This is a genomic window from Brevundimonas sp. PAMC22021 (genome assembly GCF_019443405.1).
Classification (GTDB): Bacteria; Pseudomonadota; Alphaproteobacteria; order Caulobacterales; family Caulobacteraceae; genus Brevundimonas.
In genome coordinates, this window is the sequence record NZ_CP080376.1 from 308,554 (window position 1) to 327,745 (window position 19,192).

The following is a 19,192-nucleotide window of genomic DNA, read 5'->3' on the forward strand; positions in this document are numbered from 1 at the left end:
CGCCATGGCCGTCACGTCCGCCGAAACCGCCCGCCCCCTCGCCCTTGTCACCGGCGCCTCGTCCGGCATCGGCTATGAACTCGCCAAGCTGTTCGCCCAGGACGGCTATGACCTGCTGATCGCCGCCGACCAGCCCGCCATCGTCGAGGCCAAGCAGTCGCTGGAGGCCCTCGGCGTCCAAGTCACCGCCCTGCAGCTGGACCTGTCCAAGGTCGAGGCCGTGGATGAGCTTTACGCCGCCGCCGCCGGCCGCCCGATCGACGCCCTGGCCGCCAACGCCGGGCATGGCCTGGGTCACGCCTTCCTGGACCAGGACTGGAACGACATCATGCATGTCGTGAACACCAACATCACCGGCACCATCCGCCTGCTCTACAAGGTCGGCGCCGAGATGCGGACGCGCGGGCGCGGCAAGATCCTGCTGACCGGCTCCATCGCGGGCCTGATGCCGGGCTCGTTCCAGGCGGTCTACAATGGCACCAAGGCCTTTGTGGACAGCTTCTCCTTTGCCCTGCGCAACGAGCTGAAGGAGACGGACGTGTCGGTCACCGTGCTGATGCCGGGTCCGGTGGACACAGAGTTCTTCGAACGCGCCGACATGCTCGACACCTCGGTGGGCCAGAGCAAGGACAAGTCCGATCCGGCCGATGTCGCCAAGACCGGCTACGAAGCCATGAAGCGCGGCGACGGCGACGTGGTGGCGGGCCTGAAGAACAAGATCCAGGCGGCCATGGCGGCGGTCACGCCCCAGACCGCCCTGGCCGAAATGCACCGCGGCATGGCGGAGCCCGGCTCGGGCAAGAACTAAGCCGCGCCTGACTCAAGCGGCCTGGGCCTCGCTTCGCTCCGGGAACACCGGGGCGGAGCCGGGGCGGCCGAACAGGAAGCCCTGCGCCTGAGGGCAGCCCTCGTCGGAGACCATGCGGCGCTGGGCCTCGGTCTCCACGCCCTCGGCCACGACCGGCAGGTTCAGGCTGCGGCCCAGACCGACGATGGCGCGGATGATCGAGCGGGCGGCTTCGTCGTCCTCGATGGCGCCGATGAAGCTGCGGTCGATCTTGATCTTGTCGAACGGAAAGCTCTGCAGGTTGCTGAGCGACGAATAGCCTGTGCCGAAGTCGTCCATGACGATGCGCACGCCCAAGGCCTTTAGCCGGTTCAGCGTGTGGAGCGCGGCGGCGCGGTCCTTCATCAGCACCGACTCGGTGATCTCAAGCTCCAGCCGCGATGGGTGCAGGTCGGTCTCGGCCAGGACCGTCGCCACCAGGTCAGGCAGGGTCGCCACCTGGAACTGCACCGTCGAGACATTGACCGATACGGCGTAGTCGATCGGCCAGGTCGCGGCCGTGCGGCAGGCCTCGCGCAGCACCCATTCGCCCAGGGCCACGATGGAGCCGGTGTCCTCGGCGATCGGAATGAAGACCTCCGGGCTGATCTCGCCCATTACCGGATGCTTCCAGCGCAGCAGGGCCTCGTAGCCTGCGACTGTCCCGCCCGTGGTCGAGACCAGCGGCTGATAGGCGACGTGCAGCTGGCGGCGCAGAATGGCGTGACGCAGGTCGTGTTCGAGGTTGCGGCGGTTGCGGACCTCGGCGTCCATCTGCTGGTCAAAAAAGCGCGCCGCCCCGCGCCCGGCCTGCTTGGCGCGATAAAGGGCCACGTCCGCGCCGTGGCGCAGGGTGTCGGGATCGCCCGCGTCGTCCGGATAGACCGCCACGCCGATGGAGACGCCCACCGCCATCGGATCGCGCGTCACGTCCATCTCTGCGGCAAAGGTAGAGAGGATGCGGTCCGCCAGAATCTTGGCCCCTTCCGGCTGGGCCGCGCCGACCTGGACGATCACGAACTCGTCGCCGCCGATGCGGGCGACGGTGTCTACGGTGCGGGTGCACGATCGCAGGATTTCGGCCACCCGGCACAGGACGCGGTCGCCCTCGGCATGGCCGAAGATGTCGTTGACGGCCTTGAACCGGTCGAGGTCCAGCGCCAGCACGGCCACCGGATCGCGCGTGCGGCGCGACCAGGCGACGGCGTGCTCCAGCCTTTCCTCCAGCAGGGCGCGGTTGGGCAGGTCGGTCAGGGCGTCGTGACGCGCCAGATGTTCGATCTGGCGCTGGGCTTCCTTTTTCTCGGTCAGGTCGCGCACGGCCAGCACCTGGCACTCGCGGCCTCGATATTCGACGGTGTGGGCGCAAACCTCGACGATCCTGGGCTCGGCGTCGGGTCGGGGCAGGGCGGCCTCGATTGGGGCGGCGCCGATCGAGGACACGCCATCGGCGGATGAGACGGTCAGCACCGCGTCGGCCGGTTGGCCCAGCAGCATCGCCGGCTTGCGTCCGCTAAGGGCGGCAAAGCGGGCGTTGACTTCCAGGATGCGGCCGTCGCGCACGATCATCAGCCCCTCCAGCGAGGCTTCGGTCAGACCGCGCAGGTCGGTCAGGCACCGGTCGATAAAGGCCGCCGCCGCCGTCAGCAGGATCAAAAGGGTCGCGGCGACCACAATGGCCCCGATCAGCCACACCCGGCTGACCCCGCCCTGCGGCCCCGCCACCGTGGGGTCGGGGATCAGGGTCGTGGCCGACATGCCGATGAAGTGCATCACGCAGATGCCCAGCAGGCTGAGCAACGCAGGGACGCCGATGCGCGCCGGGCCGCGCAACTGCGCGAACACATGAAAGGCGGCGCTGATCAGCGCGGCGCCCAGCAGGGCCGCTACGGCGATCTGTTCAAGGTCGTAGTGCAGGCGGGCGGACGCCTGGACCGCCGCCATGCCGGTGAAATGCATCGCCGCGACGCCCAGGCTGAACAGCACGCCGGCCCCGAGACGCCCCGCCGGCGAGGGCTGCGCCATGAACACCCGCAGCGCGATCCAGAACATGCCGACCGCCACCGCCACAGACAGGACGGTCAGGGACGGGCCAAAGCTCATCGGCATGCCGCCGTCATAGGCGAGCATGGCCACGAAGTGGGTGCTCCACACTCCGACGCCGCCGGCGGTGGCCGCCACGGCGACCCACTGATCGCGGCGAGCCGGGCCGCTGTCGCCCGCCCGGCTCAGCAGCAGAAAAAAGGCGAGACCGCCGACCAGCCAGATGGCGGCGGCAAGCGCGACCAGACGCAGATCGTGCTGGTTCCAGACGCAGTCGATGATGTTGAACATGATGCAATCCCCCGATTACATTGATCAAGATAAACAACCAAAGATTGCAAGATTGTGAAGCTCGCGTCTCTTCCGTCCGCAGCGGTCGTGAGCGTGGAACCGCTTGCGTCGCTCCGTGATCGGCCTACATTGCGCCTGCTTATGCTGAATGTGAGCATAAGGTCTGGAGCAAGCGATGGCGGACGGAGCGTTCGGGATGACAAAGGCGCTGGAGCGGGAAACCGCCGGCGTTTGGGCCAAGGTGAAGGACCATGTCACCCCGCTGGAGTGGCCGGCGCAGGCCGCCCTGATCAGCGAGATCAATGCGCTGAAGCGCGAGCGCAACGCCGTGATCCTGGCGCACAACTACATGACGCCGGACATCTTCCATGGCGTGGGCGACTATGTCGGCGACAGCCTGGGCCTGGCCAAGGAGGCGGCGCGGTCCGATGCGCGGGTGATCGTGCAGGCGGGCGTGCACTTCATGGCGGAGACTTCCAAGATCCTGAACCCGGACAAGACGGTGCTGATCCCCGATCCGCTGGCGGGCTGCTCGCTGGCGACATCGGTGACGGGGGCGGACGTGCGGCTGATCAAGGCGCGCTATCCGGGCCTGCCGGTCGTGACCTATGTCAACACCACCGCCGACGTGAAGGCCGAAACGGACATCTGCTGCACCTCGGCCAACGCGGTGCAGGTGGTGGAGTGGGCGGCGAAGGAGTGGGGCGTCGACCGCGTCATCCTGATCCCCGACGAGTTTTTGGCCCGCAACGTGGCGGCGCAGACGAGCGTGGGCATCATCGCCTGGAAGGGCCGCTGCGAGGTGCACGAACGCTTCACCGCCGCCGACATCGCCGAGATGCGCGCCGCCTGGCCCGAGGCCGAGATCCTGGCGCACCCCGAGTGCCCGGAAGAGGTGCTGTCGGCCGCCGACTTCGCCGGATCGACCGCGGCGATGAGCGACTATGTGGAGCAGCGCCGGCCCCGGCAGGTGGTGATGATCACCGAATGCTCGATGGCGTCAAACGTCGCGGCCGATGCGCCGGGCACCCAGTTCATCGGCCCGTGCAACATGTGCCCGCACATGAAGCGGATCACCCTGCTCAACATCCGCGACTGCCTGCGTCACATGCAATTCGAGGTGACGGTGCCGGAGGACGTGGCCGAGCGCGGACGACTGGCGGTGCAGCGGATGATCGACCTGCCGCCGCCGACCATCCCGGCCCGCTACGATCTGGTGCGCGCGCGCCACCACGTCGCGGTGGAGCTGATCTGAGACGCGGCGTTCGGCCGCTTCGTATCGGCCGGCCGCCGCGCCCAATTGGAACGCCATGAGCGACACCGACACCCCCATCCGCCAACCGGGTCCCTGGGACCCTCGGCCCGAGCCTCGTTCTGCGGATCCCGCGCCGACCGCTGTCGCGGCAACGCCGGAGGACAAGGACCAGAGCCTGGTCTGGGCCCTGCTGTCGACAGGCTTGATGGCGGCCTTCCTGTGGTGGGTGACCGGCAGCGTCATCGTGGCCGGCGCGGTGCTGATCGGCCTGTTCGTGCACGAGGCCGGGCACGCCCTGGTGATGAACGGCCTCGGCATGGGTCCGGCGCGCATCTATATCATTCCCTTCCTGGGCGGCCTGGCCAAGGCGCGACGCGAGCCGGAAAGCGAATGGCATGGCGTGCTGGTGTCGCTGGCCGGGCCGGCGTTCGGCCTGCTGGCCATGATCCCGTTCGTGGGCGTGTGGATGGCGACGGGGCAAGGCGAGTGGCTGATGGGCGCCTTTTTCATCGCCATGCTGAACCTGGTGAACCTGGTGCCCGCGCCGCCGCTGGACGGGTCCAAGGCGCTGGGGCCGGTGCTGACGCGGGTGCACCCTCGGCTCGAACAGCTGGTGCTGCTAGTGATCGGGATCGCCGTGGTCTGGTGGGGGCTGACGACCGGTCGCTTCATCCTGGCGGCCTTTCTCGGCCTGGCGGTGTTCAGCCATTTGAAGCGCGGCGTGTGGCGGCCGGCCTGGGGGACGCTGAGCTGGCCGGAGGCGGGACGCAGCCTCGCCCTGTATCTGGCGACCGCCGCCCTGTGCGCCGGCGCGGCCGTGGGCGCCCTGCTGCCCATGACTGAAGGCGATGCGGGCGAGGCGATCCGGCTTGGCCTCAGCTATCTGGGAGTGCGCTGAGCATGAACCGCATCCGGCATGACGGCCCCCTGATCGTGGGCGGCGGGCTGGCCGGCCTGTCCGCCGCGCTGGAGGCGGCGCGGGCGGGCGCATCCGTGCTGGTTGTCACGCCCGAGCCGCTGCTGAGCGGCTGTTCCTCGGCCTGGGCGCAAGGGGGCATCGCCGCGGCCCTGACGGCGCAGGACAGCGCCGAACTGCATGCGGCGGACACGGCGGCGGCGGGCGCGGGCCTGGTGGACGCAGGCGCCGCCCTGCAACTGACGCAGGCCGGGCGCGCCACCGTGCAGTGGCTGGCGTCGCTGGGCGCGCCGTTCGACCGCGATGGGCGCGGCGGCTTCGCCGTCAGCCTGGAAGCGGCCCACTCGGTCGCCCGGGTGGCGCGAGTCGGCGGCGACGGCGCGGGGCGGGCGATCCTGTCGGCGGTCGCCGCCGCCGTGCGCGCCCAGCCGCTGATCGAGGTGTGGGAAGACGGATCGCTGAAGGCCCTGCTCAAGGACGCCTCCGGCCGGGTCGTCGGCGCAGCAGTCGCGCGCGACGGACGGCGGGTCGAGGTGGTCGCGCGCGCCGTGGTGCTGGCGACCGGCGGCGCGGGCGGTCTGTTCTCCGCCACGACCACGCCCGCCGCGTTGAAGGGCGAAGGCATGGCGCTGGCCTATGAGGCGGGCGCGGACATCCTCGATCCCGAATTCGTTCAGTTTCATCCCACCGCCATGGACGTGGGTCTCGATCCCGCGCCGCTGGCGACCGAGGCTCTGCGCGGCGAGGGCGCGCGGTTGGTGGATGGGGAGGGGCGCTTCCTGCTGGGCGAGGCCGAGGACGCCGATCTGCAGCCGCGCGACGTGGTGGCGCGGGCGGTGCACCGGGCGCGGATCGAGGGGCGCGGCGCCTTCCTGGATGCGAGACGAGCCGTGGGCCGCGAGTTTCCGCAGGCCTTTCCGGCCGTGTTCGCCGCCTGCATGCGCCACGGTCTCGATCCGCGCGTCAGCCCGATCCCGGTGATGGCCGCCTGCCATTATCACATGGGCGGGATCGCGGCCGATGCCGAGGGCCGCACGGCCGCACCGGGCCTATTCGCGGTCGGCGAGTGCGCGGCGACGGGCGTGCACGGCGCCAATCGGCTGGCGTCCAACTCTCTGCTGGAAGCGGCGGCGTTTGGGCGCAGGGCAGGCGTGGCGGCGGCGCGCGAGACCGGCGGCGAGCCGCCGCTGCCGGCGCGGATCGGGTCGGAGCTGGATTCGGCCGACCTTCAGGCCCTGCGCGAGGCGATGACGCTGCATGCGGGGGTGGAGCGCACGCGGGCAGGGCTGGAGCGGCTGCTGTCGCTGATCGCCCAGATCGAGCCCCGCGCGCCGGGAGCGCCGGTCCTGACCGCCGCCCGGTTGATCGCCCAGGCGGCGCTGGCCAGGGAGGAGAGCCGCGGCGGGCACTATCGCGCCGATTTCCCGGACACGGATGTCGAGGCGCGACACAGCCGGATGGAGGCTCCGCACGCCGCGCGGGTTCTGGAGGCCGCGGAATGAGGACGCTGCCCGACCTGATGATCGAGCCGGTGGTGCGCATGGCTCTGGCCGAGGACCTCGGCCGGGCCGGCGACATGACCGCCATGGCCTGCATCCCGGAGGGGGCGCGAATGCGAGCGGCGTTCGCCGCCCGCAAGGCGGGGGTGCTGGCCGGGATCGATTGCGTGCGGCTGGCGGTGCGGGCGATGGATCCGGCCGCGTCCATCGACCTGCGCCTGTGTGACGGCGACGCGTTCGAGCCCGGCGCGGTGCTGGCCGAGGTCGAGGCGGACGCGCGCGCCTTTCTGTCGGCCGAGCGCACGGCGCTGAATCTGCTGGGGCGGCTCAGCGGCGTGGCGACCCTGACGCGGGCGTATGTTGAGGCTGTGCGGGGCACAGGTGCGCGTATCGCCGACACCCGCAAGACCACGCCCGGCCTGCGCGCGCTGGAGAAGCATGCGGTGGCTTGCGGCGGCGGGATCAACCACCGCTTCGGTCTGGATGACGCGATCCTGATCAAGGACAACCACGTCTCGGTCTGCGGCGGAGTGGGCGAGGCGGTCCGGCGCGCCCGCGCCTTTGCGCCGCACCTGATGAAGGTCGAGGTCGAGGTCGACGGGCTGGATCAGCTGGATGAGGCGCTGGCGCTGATCGCCGAGGGCGTCGGGCCGGACGTGATCATGCTGGACAACTTCACGCTGGGCGATCTGCGCGAGGCCGTGCGGCGAACGGCGGGGAGTGTGGTGCTGGAGGCCTCCGGCGGCGTCGATCTGACCACGGTGCGGGACATCGCCGAGACGGGCGTGGACGTCATCTCCGTGGGAGCCCTGACCCATTCCGCGCCGGTGCTGGACATCGGCCTGGACGCCCTGTGAAGCGGGGCGGTTTGGAACAGGGCTGAGTCCGGCGGGTTTTCTTGTCGTGCACGGACAAGGAGAGCCAGCGATGAGCAAGACGCCTCACGTTCCAGAGGAACAGATCAGCCCCGGCGGCGGCTCGGACGACAATCCGGCGGCCAAGGGCGATGCGCGCGATCGCGCGACCGGGCTTCAGTCCGGACAGCCGGGCGACGCCGATGCGAACCTCGACGAGCAGGGGCGGTTCGGCAACGCCAACCAGAACCTCACGCCGCAGCACAAGTCCGGAGATCGCTGATCATGTCGAACAACCAGCACAATCCCGAACCGGTCGATGAAAAGCGCTGGGGCGGACCCGGCTCCAGCCATCAGAACGCCAAGACCGAGCCGCCCGAGTTCGAGGATCCGCGCGAAGGCGGCCCGACCAACGGCAGGAACAGCAAGGTGTCCGGAGGCGGCGGCGAGCGCGACCTGAAGCACAGCCACGACGATGCGCATCGCTCTTCAAAGGGCGACCGCGACGCCTGACGCGGAGAGGCGGTTTTAGGCCGAAGCCGCGGCGACCGCGACCTCGGGCTTGGTCGCCGTCGTTTCGGTCGGACGCTCAGCGGGTTTTGCGGTTTGCGGCGCGGCGGCCGGCGCGATGGTCACCGGCGTCGAGGCGACAACCGCCGGCGCGGCCGGAGCCTCGGTCTTTACGCTGTCCTGAGCCAGCGCCAGCGAATAGGCCACAGCTTGGCCGGCGCGGCGGGCGGTCTCGACCGGGTCGATCCCAGCCTGGATCAGGCGAGGACGCTCGGGCTGCGACGGACGGGCGGCGTAGGTGAAGGCGGGCGATGAGCCGCCGCGCGAGCCGAAGCGGTAGAACAGGTGCTGGCCGACCTGGCTGACCTGAACCAGAGAGTTGCGCCAACCCGGCGCCACGCCCGTGGTGTGGAAGTGGGTGGCCGAGCCGACGCTGGCGAAGACCTGACCCGACAGGGCCTTGGTGGCGACATCGCGCGAGCGGTTCCAGGCGGCGCGATTGACGCGCCCGCGCATGACGCCCGAGCAGGTGAAGCTGAACTGGCAGCCGCTGGACCGGGCCGCACCCTGGAACACCACGCCGCAGACGGTTTTCGGGAAGGCCGGGTGGCGAACGCGGTTCAGCACCACCTGAGCCACGGCCTTCATGCCGTCGCGACCTTCGCCGCGCGCCTCGTAGTAGACGGCCTGTGTCAGGCAATCGAGGTCACGCGAGGCGTCCAGCGCGTGGTCCAGCCGCAGCGAGGACGCAGACGGCGTGCTCAGGCTGGCGCGGCGCAGCATCGGATCGGCGGCGGGGCGCAGCTGTTCCAGGCGCGCCGACAGCAGTTCCGCCTGACGATCGCGCTGGGCGGCGCCGGCGACAGTGTAGGGATCGTGGCGGCGCGCGATGGCCAGGGCGCTGGCGTCCAGACCGCCGGCCGCGGCGGACAGCGCTTCTTCGGTGAATCCTTCGTTGGCCGCGCCCTGCAGACGCTCGGCCTGGGCGCGCACCTCGGTGGCCCGCGCCGTCACACCGCCCAGATAGGCGCAACCGATCGCGAGCCCAGCCACCCCTCCGAACACCGCGGCGGCCGCAACCGGACGGATGCGGAGCTTGCGGTCGGCGGAAGGCGACGCAGAGGGCTGCGAAGGATGCGACAAAGGCTCAGTCCTGATCAGGAGGGCGGGAAACGCTGCCCACGGGTAGTCTTGCGCGATCGGTCGGCGCGACGCCGCTTCTCCGATCCGCAACCGACGCACGGCTTACAAGCCCGGCGCGTCGCGGCGGGCCTTTAGACAGCCCTTTGTGGCGTCATTGTGGTTCGATGGCAAGTCGCTGGTTAACGGACGGAAGGGGTTAGGTATTTCCGAGCTGTCGCCGCCGATGGGGCGCTTGCGTCATGAAGTCAGTAAAGACGACCTGTCCATTACTGTGGCGCACGCCGCCCTGTGCTTGAAGCGAAACATTGGCGATGGCATCGTCTGCTCATCGGCGGCTTGGCAGGTCTCGGGCAAGGTGTGGGCCAAGACGGTCTACATGACGGGACGATTCGGAACCGGTCGCAGGCTGCGCCGTTGTGGCCGCTGAATATGCAGCAGAGGGCGTCGGCCATGGTCCGCATCGTGTTTCTTTCACTGGCCGTCATGGGCGCGGCGGGGCTTGCCGGCTGCGGCGCCACTGTTGAGCAGAAGGCGGCCACCGGTGCGGTGGCCGGCGCCCTGGTGGGCGGTCCGGTCGGGGCGGCGGTCGGCGGAGCGGCCGGCACGGCCGCCGGGCAGGCCGGCAAGCCGCGCTGAACACGCCAGGCCGCTTGTTTTCGCCTCATCGCGTCCTATCTGCACCAGACGCGGAAAAACCGTCCCGGGGGCTTTCGTCGCCGGGCCGATCCGTCGGCCAAACCTTGATTTCAGCCGGCGTTTCCGCTTTGTGCGGCCCGCTTCCGGTCCGCTGCACGCCGCATGACCCCTTCTGACCGCCTCGGCGGCCGACATCGCAGGACACCCGACCTCTCCGCATGAAAGATCTGAAAACAGGCTTCTCCGACCGCATCACCGCCCAGCAGGACGCTAAGAAGGCGCTGCTGGCGAAGTTCAAGCCCAAGGCGGCGGCCCCGGATCCCGAGTTCGACAAGCTGGCCGCCAAGCGCGCCGCCGAAAAGGAGGCTCTGCGTCAGCAGCACGAGCTGGCCAAGGCCGAGCTGCGCCGCGAGAAGGCGGAAAAGGAAGCCGCCCGCCTGGAGGCCGACCGTTTGGCCCAGGAAGCCGTCGACGCCGAAAAGCGCGCCGCCCGCAAGGAACGCAAGCAACTGACCAAGGAAGAGCAAAAGGCCGCGCGGGACGCCCGCTATGCGGCGCGCAAAGCGCGTCAACGCTGAAATCAGGCCGGTTTGTTGCTTGGGGCGCGCCGCGATGGATTGCGGCGCGCCTTTTCTTTGCGCCGGCGCCGGCATGCGAGGGGATGCAAGACTCGTGAAGTCGCGCCATGATCGCCATATCGGTGCAACATCATGCCGGCTTGCGCGTTGCTGCGGCTCGCCGACGCGGCGTCCCGCCGAGACAGGGCGTCGATCACCGAACAAGGGGAGTCACCCATGACAGCCACCATCGACACGGGCCTATCGGCGTCCGAGCGCAGCGCCGTCGCCTCCGAGCTGACCAAGGTTCTGGCCGACAGCTACGCCGTTTACCTGAAGACCCACGGCTATCACTGGAACGTGCGCGGGCCTGAGTTCTTCGCCCTGCACAACCTGCTGGAACAGCAGTACCGCGACATGTGGGAGGCGCTGGACGACGTGGCCGAACGCATCCGCGCGCTCGGCGTGCTGGCTCCGCAAGGCTATGCCGCCTTCGCCAACCTGACCTCGATCAAGGACGGCGACCCGGAAAAGAGTGCTCCCGAGATGCTGAACGAGCTGATGCGCGACCACGAGACCCTGATCGCCACCATGCGCTCCGGGATCGAGGTGGCGGACGAGGACGGCGACGACGTCACGGTTGACCTGCTGACCCAGCGCCTGGGCGCGCACGAGAAGTTCGCCTGGATGCTGCGCTCGACCCTGGGCGGCCGCTGAGGCGGACCGGGAAAACGGCGCGCGTGGATCAGAACCGGATCAAGGGCCTGTTGAGGCGGGCGGGCGCGGCCGCGCCGGCGGTGGCGGCCGTCCTCGGCGTCGCCATGTCTGCCGGATCGAGCCCGCGACCTGACGCGGATCGCACCGCCGAGCGGGTGTCGCGGCTGACGGGCGGAGACCTGGGGCCGAAGGGGCTGGCGGCGCTGACGTCGCGCATGGACCCGGCGCAGCTGTCGCTGGCCGCACGTCATGATCCCTCGATGCTGCATCCCACTCTGCTGGGACTGACGCCGGGCTGGGAGAGCCTGAGCCTGGCCGGGCGGCCGGGGCTCGATCTCGGCCGCAGCGGGCTGGAGGCCCAGCGGCTGAACGCGGCGACGCCGAGCATCGGCGCCCTGCGACCGGCCAAGCCCTTTATCTTCAACGCCGCCACGGCGGAGGATCGCCGGCGCGCGCTGCGTTGCCTGACCCAGGCGGTCTATTTCGAAGCGGCGCTGGAGCCCACGAACGGCCAGGAGGCGGTGGCCCAGGTCATTCTGAACCGCGTGCGCGACCCCAACTACGCCAACACCGTCTGCGGGGTGGTGTTCGAAGGCGCCGAGCGCGTCACCGGCTGCCAGTTCAGCTTCACCTGCGACGGGTCCCTGGCCCAGACGCCGGCAGCCTGGGCGTGGGATCGTGCGCGGATCGTAGCCGAGCGCGCGCTGGCCGGCCATGTGGCGACGCAGGTCGGCACCGCCACCCATTACCACGCCGACTATGTGCATCCATGGTGGGCGCCGACGGTGGCCAAGATCACCCAGATCGGCGCGCACATCTTCTATCGCTGGAAGGGCGTCTATGGCGAAACCGCCGCCTTCCGCACCGTCTACAAGGGCCATGAGCCGCTGATCGACGAAGCGCGCTTTTCGCGTCCGCGCCTGATCGCAGCAGGTCCCGAGGCGGGCGAGGCCACCGGCGGCCTGCCGCCCGAGGCCGCCGAGGCCCTGAAGACGGTCGAGGTGGACGGCCAGACCCGGGTGGTCGGCGTCGCCAGCCTGGGCGGTCGTCGCCTGCCGACCCAGGACGAGGTCAAGGCCATCAACGCCCGGCTGCAGGCGCTGGAAGCCGCAACGGCCGCGCCGGCGCCCACGCCGGCCGCGCCGCCTCCGCCGGGCGTGGCGACGATGGAGGTGGAGGAGGTCGGCCGTCCGACAGGTTGACGCCACGCCGATGGTTGGGCTTGCAACGTCCATGCGTCTGGACGCATTGAAGCCGAGCGGCGCCGGCCGATGGATAGAGGACTTTCGGGCGTGACCCACCTGCAGCAAGACGGTCCTGGGTGGGACGAGGCCGAGCGCGTCGCCGCACTGCGATCGTTCGACATCCTGGACACCGAACGAGAGCCGGCCTTCGACGACATAGTGGCGCTGGTCGCGCGCATCTGCGAGGCGCCGATCGCGGTCGTGAACCTGATCGACACCGAGCGCCAGTGGTTCAAGGCGGAGGTCGGTCTGGGCGTGCGCGAGACGCCGCTGGACAGCTCCTTCTGCGCCCAGGCGCTGCTGCAGCAGGACAGCATGGTGGTGCGCGACGCCACTCTCGATCCGCGGTTCGAGGGCAACCCGCTGGTCACGGGCGAGGCCGGACTTCGCTTCTACGCCGGGGTGCTGCTGAAGGACGAGGCGGACCTGCCGATCGGCACCTTGTGCGTGCTGGACACCCGCCCTCGCCCGGACGGACTCTCCGAGCTTCAGGAGCAGACGCTGCGGACGCTGGCGTCGCAGGTCATGGTTCAGCTCCGCCTGCGCCGCGCCCTTCGGCAGAAGCAGGTGGCCGAGGACGCCAGTCGCCGGGTTCTGGACGCGGCCGACTATGTCGGGGCCTGGGACTGGGACGTGGTCGAGGACCGCGTCGTGGCCGACGCCGGCTTTGCCCAGCAGTATGGGGTCGGTCTGGACGAAGCCGAGGCCGGCGTGCCGATCGATCGCTTCACGCGTCACGTCCACCCCGACGATCGCGATCGGCTGACGGGCGACATCGAGGCCGCCATGGCTTCGGACGAGCCGTTCGTCAGCGAGTATCGACTGATCGACGCTCAGGGCGAGGTGCGCTGGGTCGTGGCGCGGGGTCGCGCCTATCGTGACGCCACCGGAAAGGTCGTGCGCTTCCCCGGTGTTTCCGTCGATGTGACCGACCGTCGTCGCAAGGATCAGCGCCTGGCCGAGATCGCCTCGGCGCTGAGCGAAAGCGAGGCTCGCTTCCGGGTCCTGACGGACGCCATGCCGCAGATGGTCTGGTCGACCCGGCCCGACGGCTATCATGATTTCTACAACGCCCGCTGGTACGAGTTCACGGGCGTGCCGGCCGGATCGAGCGATGGCGACGAATGGAACGGCCTGTTCCATCCCGAGGACCGTGAACGCGCCTGGACCCGCTGGCGTCACAGCCTTGAAACGGGCGAGCCCTACGACATCGAATATCGGCTGAGGCACAACTCCGGGATCTATCGCTGGGTGCTCGGTCGGGCCTTGAGCCTGCGCAACGACGAGGGTGAGATCACGCGCTGGTTCGGCACCTGCACCGACATCCATGAGCTGAAGCAACTGGAGCATGGCCGCGAGCTGGTCAGCCAGGAGCTGAGCCACCGGATCAAGAACGTCTTTGCGGTCGTCAGCGCCCTGGTCGCCCTGTCGGCGCGCCAGCATCCAGAGGCCAAGCCGTTCGCCGCTTCGCTGAGGACCCGCATCTCGGCCCTGGCGCGCGCGCATGAGTTTGTCCGGCCGCATACCGAGGCCTCGCGCCCGGCCGTTGCGGCCACCACCCTGCACGCCTTTCTGAACGCGCTGTTCCAGCCTTACGGCGACGACGACGGCGCCTCTCGGGTAAAGATCGCCGGCGACGACGCGGTGTTCGACGATCAGGCGGCCACATCGGTGGCGCTGCTGTTCCACGAACTGGCGACCAATGCGGCCAAGTACGGCGCCTTGGCCAATGGCGACGGGCGTGTGGATCTGACCACCGCCCATCTCGGCGAACGCTTCGTATTGAAGTGGGTGGAGACCGGCGGCCCCCGGGTAGCCGGGCCGCCCGAACGCGTCGGCTTCGGCTCGTCCCTCACCAACCTCTCGGTCGAGGCGCAGCTCGGCGGCAAGCTCAGCCGCGAGTGGCGGCCGGAAGGCCTCTGCATCGTTGTGGACCTGCCGGCGACAGCGCTTGCCAGACGGCGCGCGGCCGGCGCTCGGGACCATTGACTGTTTCTTGGAACTCCCGCGGCAGTGTCGCGTTTCGAGCGATCACCGGATCCGACTGCTTATGCCTGCGCGTATTCTGATTATCGAAGACGAAGTGCTGGTCGCCATGGAACTTCGCTTCGTGCTGGAGGATTTCGGCCATGAGGTTGTCGGCGTCGCCGCGACCGCCAAGGCTGCGCGCGACCTCGTGTGCGAAAGCGAAGTCGATCTGGCGCTGGTCGACATTCACCTGTCCGATGGGCCGACCGGCATCGACCTGGGCCGTGAACTCGGCCAGGAACAGGGGGTCACCGTCCTGTTCATGACGGCCAATCCGGGTATGGTCAGGAACGGCGTGGCGGGCACCATCGGCGTGCTGTCCAAGCCGACGGACGAGCAGGCGGTGCAGACCGCGGTGGATTACGCGCTGCGTCGTCGCGTCGGGCAAAAGTCGGTCGAGACGCCGATCGGCCTGCAGCTCTTCGGTTGATCCGCCCTGCCGGTTGTGACCGGCGGGTCGCCGCCTATGTGCAAGGCTCCCCGAAACGGAGACTTGCCATGAGCCCCCTCCAGAAACGAAGCCTCGGCGACAGCGGCCTCAAGATCGCGCCGCTGGTGTTCGGCGGCAATGTGTTCGGCTGGACGGCCGACCGCGAACGCTCGTTCCAGCTGCTGGACGCCTTTGTCGATGCGGGCTTCGACGCCATCGACACCGCCGATTCCTACTCCCGCTGGGTCCCCGGCCACGAGGGCGGCGAGAGCGAGACCATCATCGGCGAATGGCTGGCCGCGCGCGGGCGACGCGACGCGGTCAAGATATTCACCAAGGTCGGCTCCGACATGGGTCAGGGCCACAACGACCTGTCCCCCGGCTGGATCGAGCGCGCGGTCGAGGACTCCCTGCGCCGGCTCCGGACGGATGTGATCGACCTGTATCAGGCGCACTGGCCCGATCCGCGCACGCCGCAGGAAGAGACGCTGCGCGCCTTCGACCGCCTGGTGCAGGCCGGCAAGGTGCGGGCGATCGGCCTATCCAACCATGATGCGGTCCAGACGACCGAGGCGCTGGACATCTCGGCGCGCGAGGGTCTCGCGGCCTACGCCAGCCTGCAGCCGCACTACAATCTCTACAGCCGCGACACGTTCGAAGGCGCGCTGCAGGACCTCGCCGTCGAGCGTGGCCTGGGCGTCATCACCTATTTCAGCCTGGAGGCCGGCTTCCTGACCGGCAAGTACAAGACCGCCGAGCAGGTGGCGGGCACGGCGCGCGAGGGCATGCTCAAGGACAAGTTCGACGAGCGGGGCGTGCGCATCCTGGCCGTGCTCGACGCGGTGGCCCAGCGCAACGAGGCGACGCCGGCGCAGGTCTCGCTGGCCTGGCTGCTGAGCCGCCCCGGCGTGACGGCGCCGATCGTCAGCGCCACCTCGGTCGAGCAGTTGGCGGACACGCTGAAGGCCGCGACGCTGGTCCTGTCAGACGACGATCTGGCCGAATTGACCGAGGCCAGCGCCTAAGGCTGACCAAGACCTCCCCTCCCTGACGGAGAGGGGGGACGCGTCACCAGACGCCGATCTTCTCGGCTTCCTTGTGCGGGATCGGGTGACCGGCGGCCTTGTGGTCCTGTTCGGCTAGGAAGCGGCTGGCCTCGAGCGCCGCCATGCAGCCCATGCCGGCGGCGGTGACGGCCTGGCGATAGACGTCGTCGGTGACGTCGCCCGCCGCCCAGACGCCTTCGATGGCGGTCGAGGCCGTGCCGGGCGTGACCCGCAGATAGCCGCCGGCGTTGGTCTCCAGCTGACCCTTGAACAGCTCCGACGACGGCGCGTGGCCGATGGCGATGAAGACGCCGTCGGCCTTGATCTCGCGGGACGAGCCGTCGCCGGTGTTCTTCAGCCGCACGCCCGTGACGTTGCGGGCGACGCCGTCGACGACACCCAGGATCTCCTCCACCGCATGGTTCCAGATCACCTCGACCTTGGGGTGGGCGAACAGGCGGTCCTGAAGGATCTTCTCGGCCCGGAACTCGTCGCGGCGGTGGACCACCGTCACCCTGGAGGCGAAGTTGGTCAGGAACAGCGCCTCTTCCACGGCCGTGTTGCCGCCGCCGACCACGACCACGTCCTTGCCGCGATAGAAGAAGCCGTCGCAGGTGGCGCAGGCCGAGACGCCGAAGCCCTGGTAGGCCGCCTCCGAGTCCAGCCCCAGCCACTTGGCCTGGGCGCCGGTCGAGATGATCACGGTCTCGGCCATGATCTGCTCGCCACTGTCCAGCGTCAGGCGGAAGGGCCGCTGCGACAGGTCCGCCGAGGTGACGATGTCGTGAATGACCTCGGTCCCGACATGCAGGGCCTGGGCCTGCATCTGCTCTATCAGCCAGGGACCCTGGATGGTTTCGGCGAAGCCCGGATAGTTCTCGACGTCGGTGGTGATGGTCAGCTGACCGCCCGGCTGAATGCCGGCGATCACCACGGGGTTGAGCGAGGCGCGGGCGGCGTAGATGGCGGCGGTCCAGCCTGCGGGGCCGGATCCGATAATGGCGACGCGAACGGTGCGGGGAGCGACTTGGGTCATGGCCGCTATTTAGTCGCTGATTCCGCCGGACGCGATGCTAGTCTGCGGCTTCATCGCGGAGGTCGGCATGAAGACGCGCAAGGGCACGGAGATGCTGCCGATCGGGGTCGCCCTCGGGGTGTCGATCGGCGCGGCGATCGGTGCGGCCACCGAAGACATGGGGCTGTGGCTGAGCCTGGGCGTGGCCATCGGCGCCGGGATGGGCGTGGCGATGTCGGCGAGGCCCAGGCGCAAGACCGACGACAGTGGCGACGCCGGCGCGCCGATCATCCATGACGGGCGCGCCGATCACGCCGACGGGTCGGACGGCGGCGGCGATGGAGGCGGCGGCGACTGACGCCGCCGCGCCGGCCTCAGCCTACTTCCACTCGACCTTCAGGATCTCATAGGCCTTGACGCCGCCGGGGGTGTTCACCTCGACCACGTCGCCGACTTCCTTGGAGATCATGGCGCGGGCGATGGGCGAGGCGATGGAGATCTTGCCCTGCTTCACATCGGCCTCGTGCTCGCCGACGATCTGGTAGCGGCTCTCTTCCTCGGTGTCCTCGTCGACCACGGTGACGGTGGCGCCGAACTTGACCTGATCGCCCGACAGGCGCGACACGTCGATCACCTGGGCGCGGCTGATCTTGTCCTCGATCTCGGCGATCTGGCCCTCGATCCAGCCCTGACGCTCCTTCGCCGCGTGATATTCGGCGTTTTCGGACAGGTCGCCGTGCTCGCGCGCCTCGGAGATGGCGGCGATGACGCTCGGCCGTTCGACCGACTTCAATTGCTTCAGTTGATCGTCGAGGACGCGATAGCCCTCGGCCGTCATCGGCACTTTTTCCATTGTGTCGTGATTTTTCTTGTTGTCGCCCGGAGACTGGAAAGTTTGGAGGTCGGCACGGAAAAGGCCGCGGGGCGGTCGCGGCCGGGCGAATAAGCTAGGGCGCCGTGTTCGGAAACTCAAGGGTCCGGCGCGGACGCGCCGTTCAGGCCCGGCTGGTGGGCCTGGGCTCGCGGTGATGGCGTCCCACGCGCTTGATCAGGCTCCACGCCAGCCAGGCCAGCGCCGCCATGCCCAGCAGCAAGAACAGGCTGGAGGCGATCACGGCGCCGGCGGCCATGAAGGCGAGAACAAAGGCGACGGCGGCCAGCAGGCCCGCGACGATCTGGATGGTTTGAAGACGCATGGCATCGAAACGTGCAAGACGCGCGCCGGTTGCCGCCGCCCGCCCATATTCACGCGTAGGTGTAGGGTCCGCCGCGCTCCAGCGCCCGCTGGTAGGCCGGTCGTGCGTGGATGGCGTCCAGGAAGGCGTCCAGGCGTGGATGGTCGGCGCGGTCAAAGGCGCGATCGGCGCCGGCCTCGACCGGGAAGCTCATCATGATGTCGGCGGCGCTGAAGTCGTCGCCGGCGAACCAGGCCGAGCGTCCCAGTTCGGCCTCCCAGAAGGCGACGTGGGTCTTCAGTTGCGGATCGATGAAGCCGCTCTGCGCCTTGGCGGCGATCTGACGGACCAGCGGCTTCAACAAGGCCGGGGATCGCGCGGGCAGCAGGCCGAACACCAGCTTGAGCAACAGCGGCGGCATGGCCGAGCCTTCGGCATAGTGCAGCCAATAGGTGAAGCGACGCCCGTCTTCCGTGCCCGCCGGCGCACGCAGGCGACCCGCGCCGTATGTGTCGAGGACATAGTCGACGATGGCCCCGGTCTCGGCCACGCGGATGTCGCCGTCCTCGATCACCGGCGACTTGCCCAGGGGATGAATGGCGCGCAGTTCGGCCGGCGCCAGTCGCGTTCTGGGATCACGCTGGTAGCGCCGCACCTCGTAGGGCAGGCCGAGTTCCTCGAGCAGCCACAGCACGCGCTGCGAGCGACTGTCGTTCAGGTGGTGGACGGTGATCATGCGCGACTATGGACGGACGGCCGTCAGGCTGTCGAGCCTTACAGGGGGCGGCGGCCGCTCCAGCGCGGACGCGCGCCGCCTTTCGGGGCCGACTGGCCGTATGCGCCGCCGGTCTTCTTGGCCTGATGGGTGCGCCAGGCCTCATAGGCCAGGGTGGCGAGCGCCAGCTTGCCGGCGTGACGACCGGCGAAACGGCGGCCGCCGCGCGAAAGCAGCAGGCCGGCAGCGGCGGTGGCGATGCGGGACAGGGCCATGATCGATTTCCTTCTAT

The 19,192-nt window shown here is 69.3% G+C and carries 23 protein-coding genes; 16 read left to right on the forward strand and 7 right to left on the reverse strand.

What is annotated here, in order from left to right:
- Positions 1-4: 4 nt before the first annotated feature.
- A complete protein-coding gene (locus KY493_RS01445; RefSeq protein ID WP_219897239.1) occupies positions 5-808 on the forward strand; it encodes an SDR family oxidoreductase in 804 nt (267 codons plus the stop codon).
- 12 nt (positions 809-820) lie between these two features.
- Here KY493_RS01445 and KY493_RS01450 read toward each other — a convergent pair whose 3' ends face one another.
- Positions 821-3,160, reverse strand: a complete 2,340-nt coding sequence (locus tag KY493_RS01450; RefSeq protein WP_219897240.1) for an EAL domain-containing protein — start codon at positions 3,158-3,160, stop codon at positions 821-823.
- Positions 3,161-3,335: 175 nt separating this feature from the next.
- On the opposite strand from KY493_RS01450, the gene nadA reads away from it, so the two are divergent.
- From nadA to KY493_RS01480, 6 genes are all read left to right on the forward strand, one after another.
- Complete coding sequence (gene nadA, locus KY493_RS01455) at positions 3,336-4,415, forward strand: quinolinate synthase NadA (protein WP_219897241.1); 1,080 nt, start codon at positions 3,336-3,338, stop codon at positions 4,413-4,415.
- 55 nt (positions 4,416-4,470) lie between these two features.
- A complete protein-coding gene (locus KY493_RS01460) occupies positions 4,471-5,313 on the forward strand; it encodes a metalloprotease (protein ID WP_219897242.1) in 843 nt (280 codons plus the stop codon).
- A complete protein-coding gene (locus KY493_RS01465; protein ID WP_370627364.1) occupies positions 5,310-6,833 on the forward strand; it encodes an L-aspartate oxidase in 1,524 nt (507 codons plus the stop codon). Before KY493_RS01460 ends, KY493_RS01465 begins: the two co-directional genes overlap by 4 nt.
- Positions 6,830-7,687: a carboxylating nicotinate-nucleotide diphosphorylase gene (nadC, locus tag KY493_RS01470; RefSeq protein ID WP_255567962.1), complete on the forward strand. Its 858-nt coding sequence runs from the start codon at positions 6,830-6,832 to the stop codon at positions 7,685-7,687. The genes KY493_RS01465 and nadC overlap by 4 nt, the downstream gene beginning before the upstream one ends.
- Before the next feature lie 70 nt (positions 7,688-7,757).
- Complete coding sequence (locus tag KY493_RS01475; protein ID WP_219897244.1) at positions 7,758-7,967, forward strand: hypothetical protein; 210 nt, start codon at positions 7,758-7,760, stop codon at positions 7,965-7,967.
- A gap of 2 nt (positions 7,968-7,969) precedes the next feature.
- Positions 7,970-8,197, forward strand: coding sequence for a hypothetical protein (locus tag KY493_RS01480; protein ID WP_219897245.1), 228 nt, complete (start codon positions 7,970-7,972; stop codon positions 8,195-8,197).
- Between the two features lie 15 nt (positions 8,198-8,212).
- On the opposite strand, the gene KY493_RS01485 is transcribed toward KY493_RS01480, so the two are convergent.
- Complete coding sequence (locus tag KY493_RS01485; RefSeq protein ID WP_255567963.1) at positions 8,213-9,247, reverse strand: cell wall hydrolase; 1,035 nt, start codon at positions 9,245-9,247, stop codon at positions 8,213-8,215.
- Between the two features lie 244 nt (positions 9,248-9,491).
- Here KY493_RS01485 and KY493_RS01490 point away from each other — a divergent pair, with 244 nt between their 5' ends.
- The 8 genes from KY493_RS01490 to KY493_RS01525 all read left to right on the forward strand — a co-directional run bounded on the left by KY493_RS01490 (position 9,492) and on the right by KY493_RS01525 (position 15,974).
- Complete coding sequence (locus KY493_RS01490; RefSeq protein WP_219897246.1) at positions 9,492-9,764, forward strand: hypothetical protein; 273 nt, start codon at positions 9,492-9,494, stop codon at positions 9,762-9,764.
- A gap of 23 nt (positions 9,765-9,787) precedes the next feature.
- Entirely contained in the window at positions 9,788-9,973 is a 186-nt protein-coding gene (locus tag KY493_RS01495) for a hypothetical protein (protein WP_219897247.1), read from the forward strand.
- Positions 9,974-10,191: 218 nt separating this feature from the next.
- Positions 10,192-10,551, forward strand: coding sequence for a DUF6481 family protein (locus KY493_RS01500; RefSeq protein WP_219897248.1), 360 nt, complete (start codon positions 10,192-10,194; stop codon positions 10,549-10,551).
- Between the two features lie 216 nt (positions 10,552-10,767).
- The gene (locus KY493_RS01505; protein WP_219897249.1) at positions 10,768-11,247 is read left to right on the forward strand and encodes a Dps family protein; all 480 of its coding nucleotides are present in this window, start codon (positions 10,768-10,770) and stop codon (positions 11,245-11,247) included.
- A gap of 23 nt (positions 11,248-11,270) precedes the next feature.
- Positions 11,271-12,449 (forward strand): cell wall hydrolase, encoded by a 1,179-nt coding sequence (locus KY493_RS01510; RefSeq protein WP_255567964.1) that lies wholly within the window; start codon positions 11,271-11,273, stop codon positions 12,447-12,449.
- A 90-nt stretch (positions 12,450-12,539) separates the two neighbouring features.
- Positions 12,540-14,480 (forward strand): PAS domain-containing protein, encoded by a 1,941-nt coding sequence (locus KY493_RS01515; RefSeq protein ID WP_255567965.1) that lies wholly within the window; start codon positions 12,540-12,542, stop codon positions 14,478-14,480.
- Positions 14,481-14,541: 61 nt separating this feature from the next.
- The gene (locus tag KY493_RS01520; protein WP_219897251.1) at positions 14,542-14,949 is read left to right on the forward strand and encodes a response regulator; all 408 of its coding nucleotides are present in this window, start codon (positions 14,542-14,544) and stop codon (positions 14,947-14,949) included.
- Between the two features lie 68 nt (positions 14,950-15,017).
- Positions 15,018-15,974, forward strand: coding sequence for an aldo/keto reductase (locus KY493_RS01525; RefSeq protein ID WP_219897252.1), 957 nt, complete (start codon positions 15,018-15,020; stop codon positions 15,972-15,974).
- Between the two features lie 43 nt (positions 15,975-16,017).
- Here the strand turns inward: KY493_RS01525 and trxB are convergent, their stop codons facing one another.
- Complete coding sequence (gene trxB, locus KY493_RS01530; RefSeq protein ID WP_219897253.1) at positions 16,018-17,031, reverse strand: thioredoxin-disulfide reductase; 1,014 nt, start codon at positions 17,029-17,031, stop codon at positions 16,018-16,020.
- 67 nt (positions 17,032-17,098) lie between these two features.
- Here trxB and KY493_RS01535 point away from each other — a divergent pair, with 67 nt between their 5' ends.
- The gene (locus KY493_RS01535) at positions 17,099-17,368 is read left to right on the forward strand and encodes a hypothetical protein (protein ID WP_219897254.1); all 270 of its coding nucleotides are present in this window, start codon (positions 17,099-17,101) and stop codon (positions 17,366-17,368) included.
- 21 nt (positions 17,369-17,389) lie between these two features.
- Here the strand turns inward: KY493_RS01535 and greA are convergent, their stop codons facing one another.
- The 4 genes from greA to KY493_RS14375 all read right to left on the reverse strand — a co-directional run bounded on the left by greA (position 17,390) and on the right by KY493_RS14375 (position 19,175).
- Positions 17,390-17,863, reverse strand: coding sequence for a transcription elongation factor GreA (greA, locus tag KY493_RS01540; RefSeq protein WP_219897255.1), 474 nt, complete (start codon positions 17,861-17,863; stop codon positions 17,390-17,392).
- A 142-nt stretch (positions 17,864-18,005) separates the two neighbouring features.
- On the reverse strand, positions 18,006-18,206 hold the full coding sequence (locus KY493_RS01545) for a hypothetical protein (protein ID WP_219897256.1): 201 nt from the start codon (positions 18,204-18,206) through the stop codon (positions 18,006-18,008).
- 49 nt (positions 18,207-18,255) lie between these two features.
- On the reverse strand, positions 18,256-18,921 hold the full coding sequence (locus KY493_RS01550) for a glutathione S-transferase family protein (protein WP_219897257.1): 666 nt from the start codon (positions 18,919-18,921) through the stop codon (positions 18,256-18,258).
- 38 nt (positions 18,922-18,959) lie between these two features.
- Entirely contained in the window at positions 18,960-19,175 is a 216-nt protein-coding gene (locus KY493_RS14375; RefSeq protein WP_255567966.1) for a cysteine protease, read from the reverse strand.
- Positions 19,176-19,192: the final 17 nt, after the last annotated feature.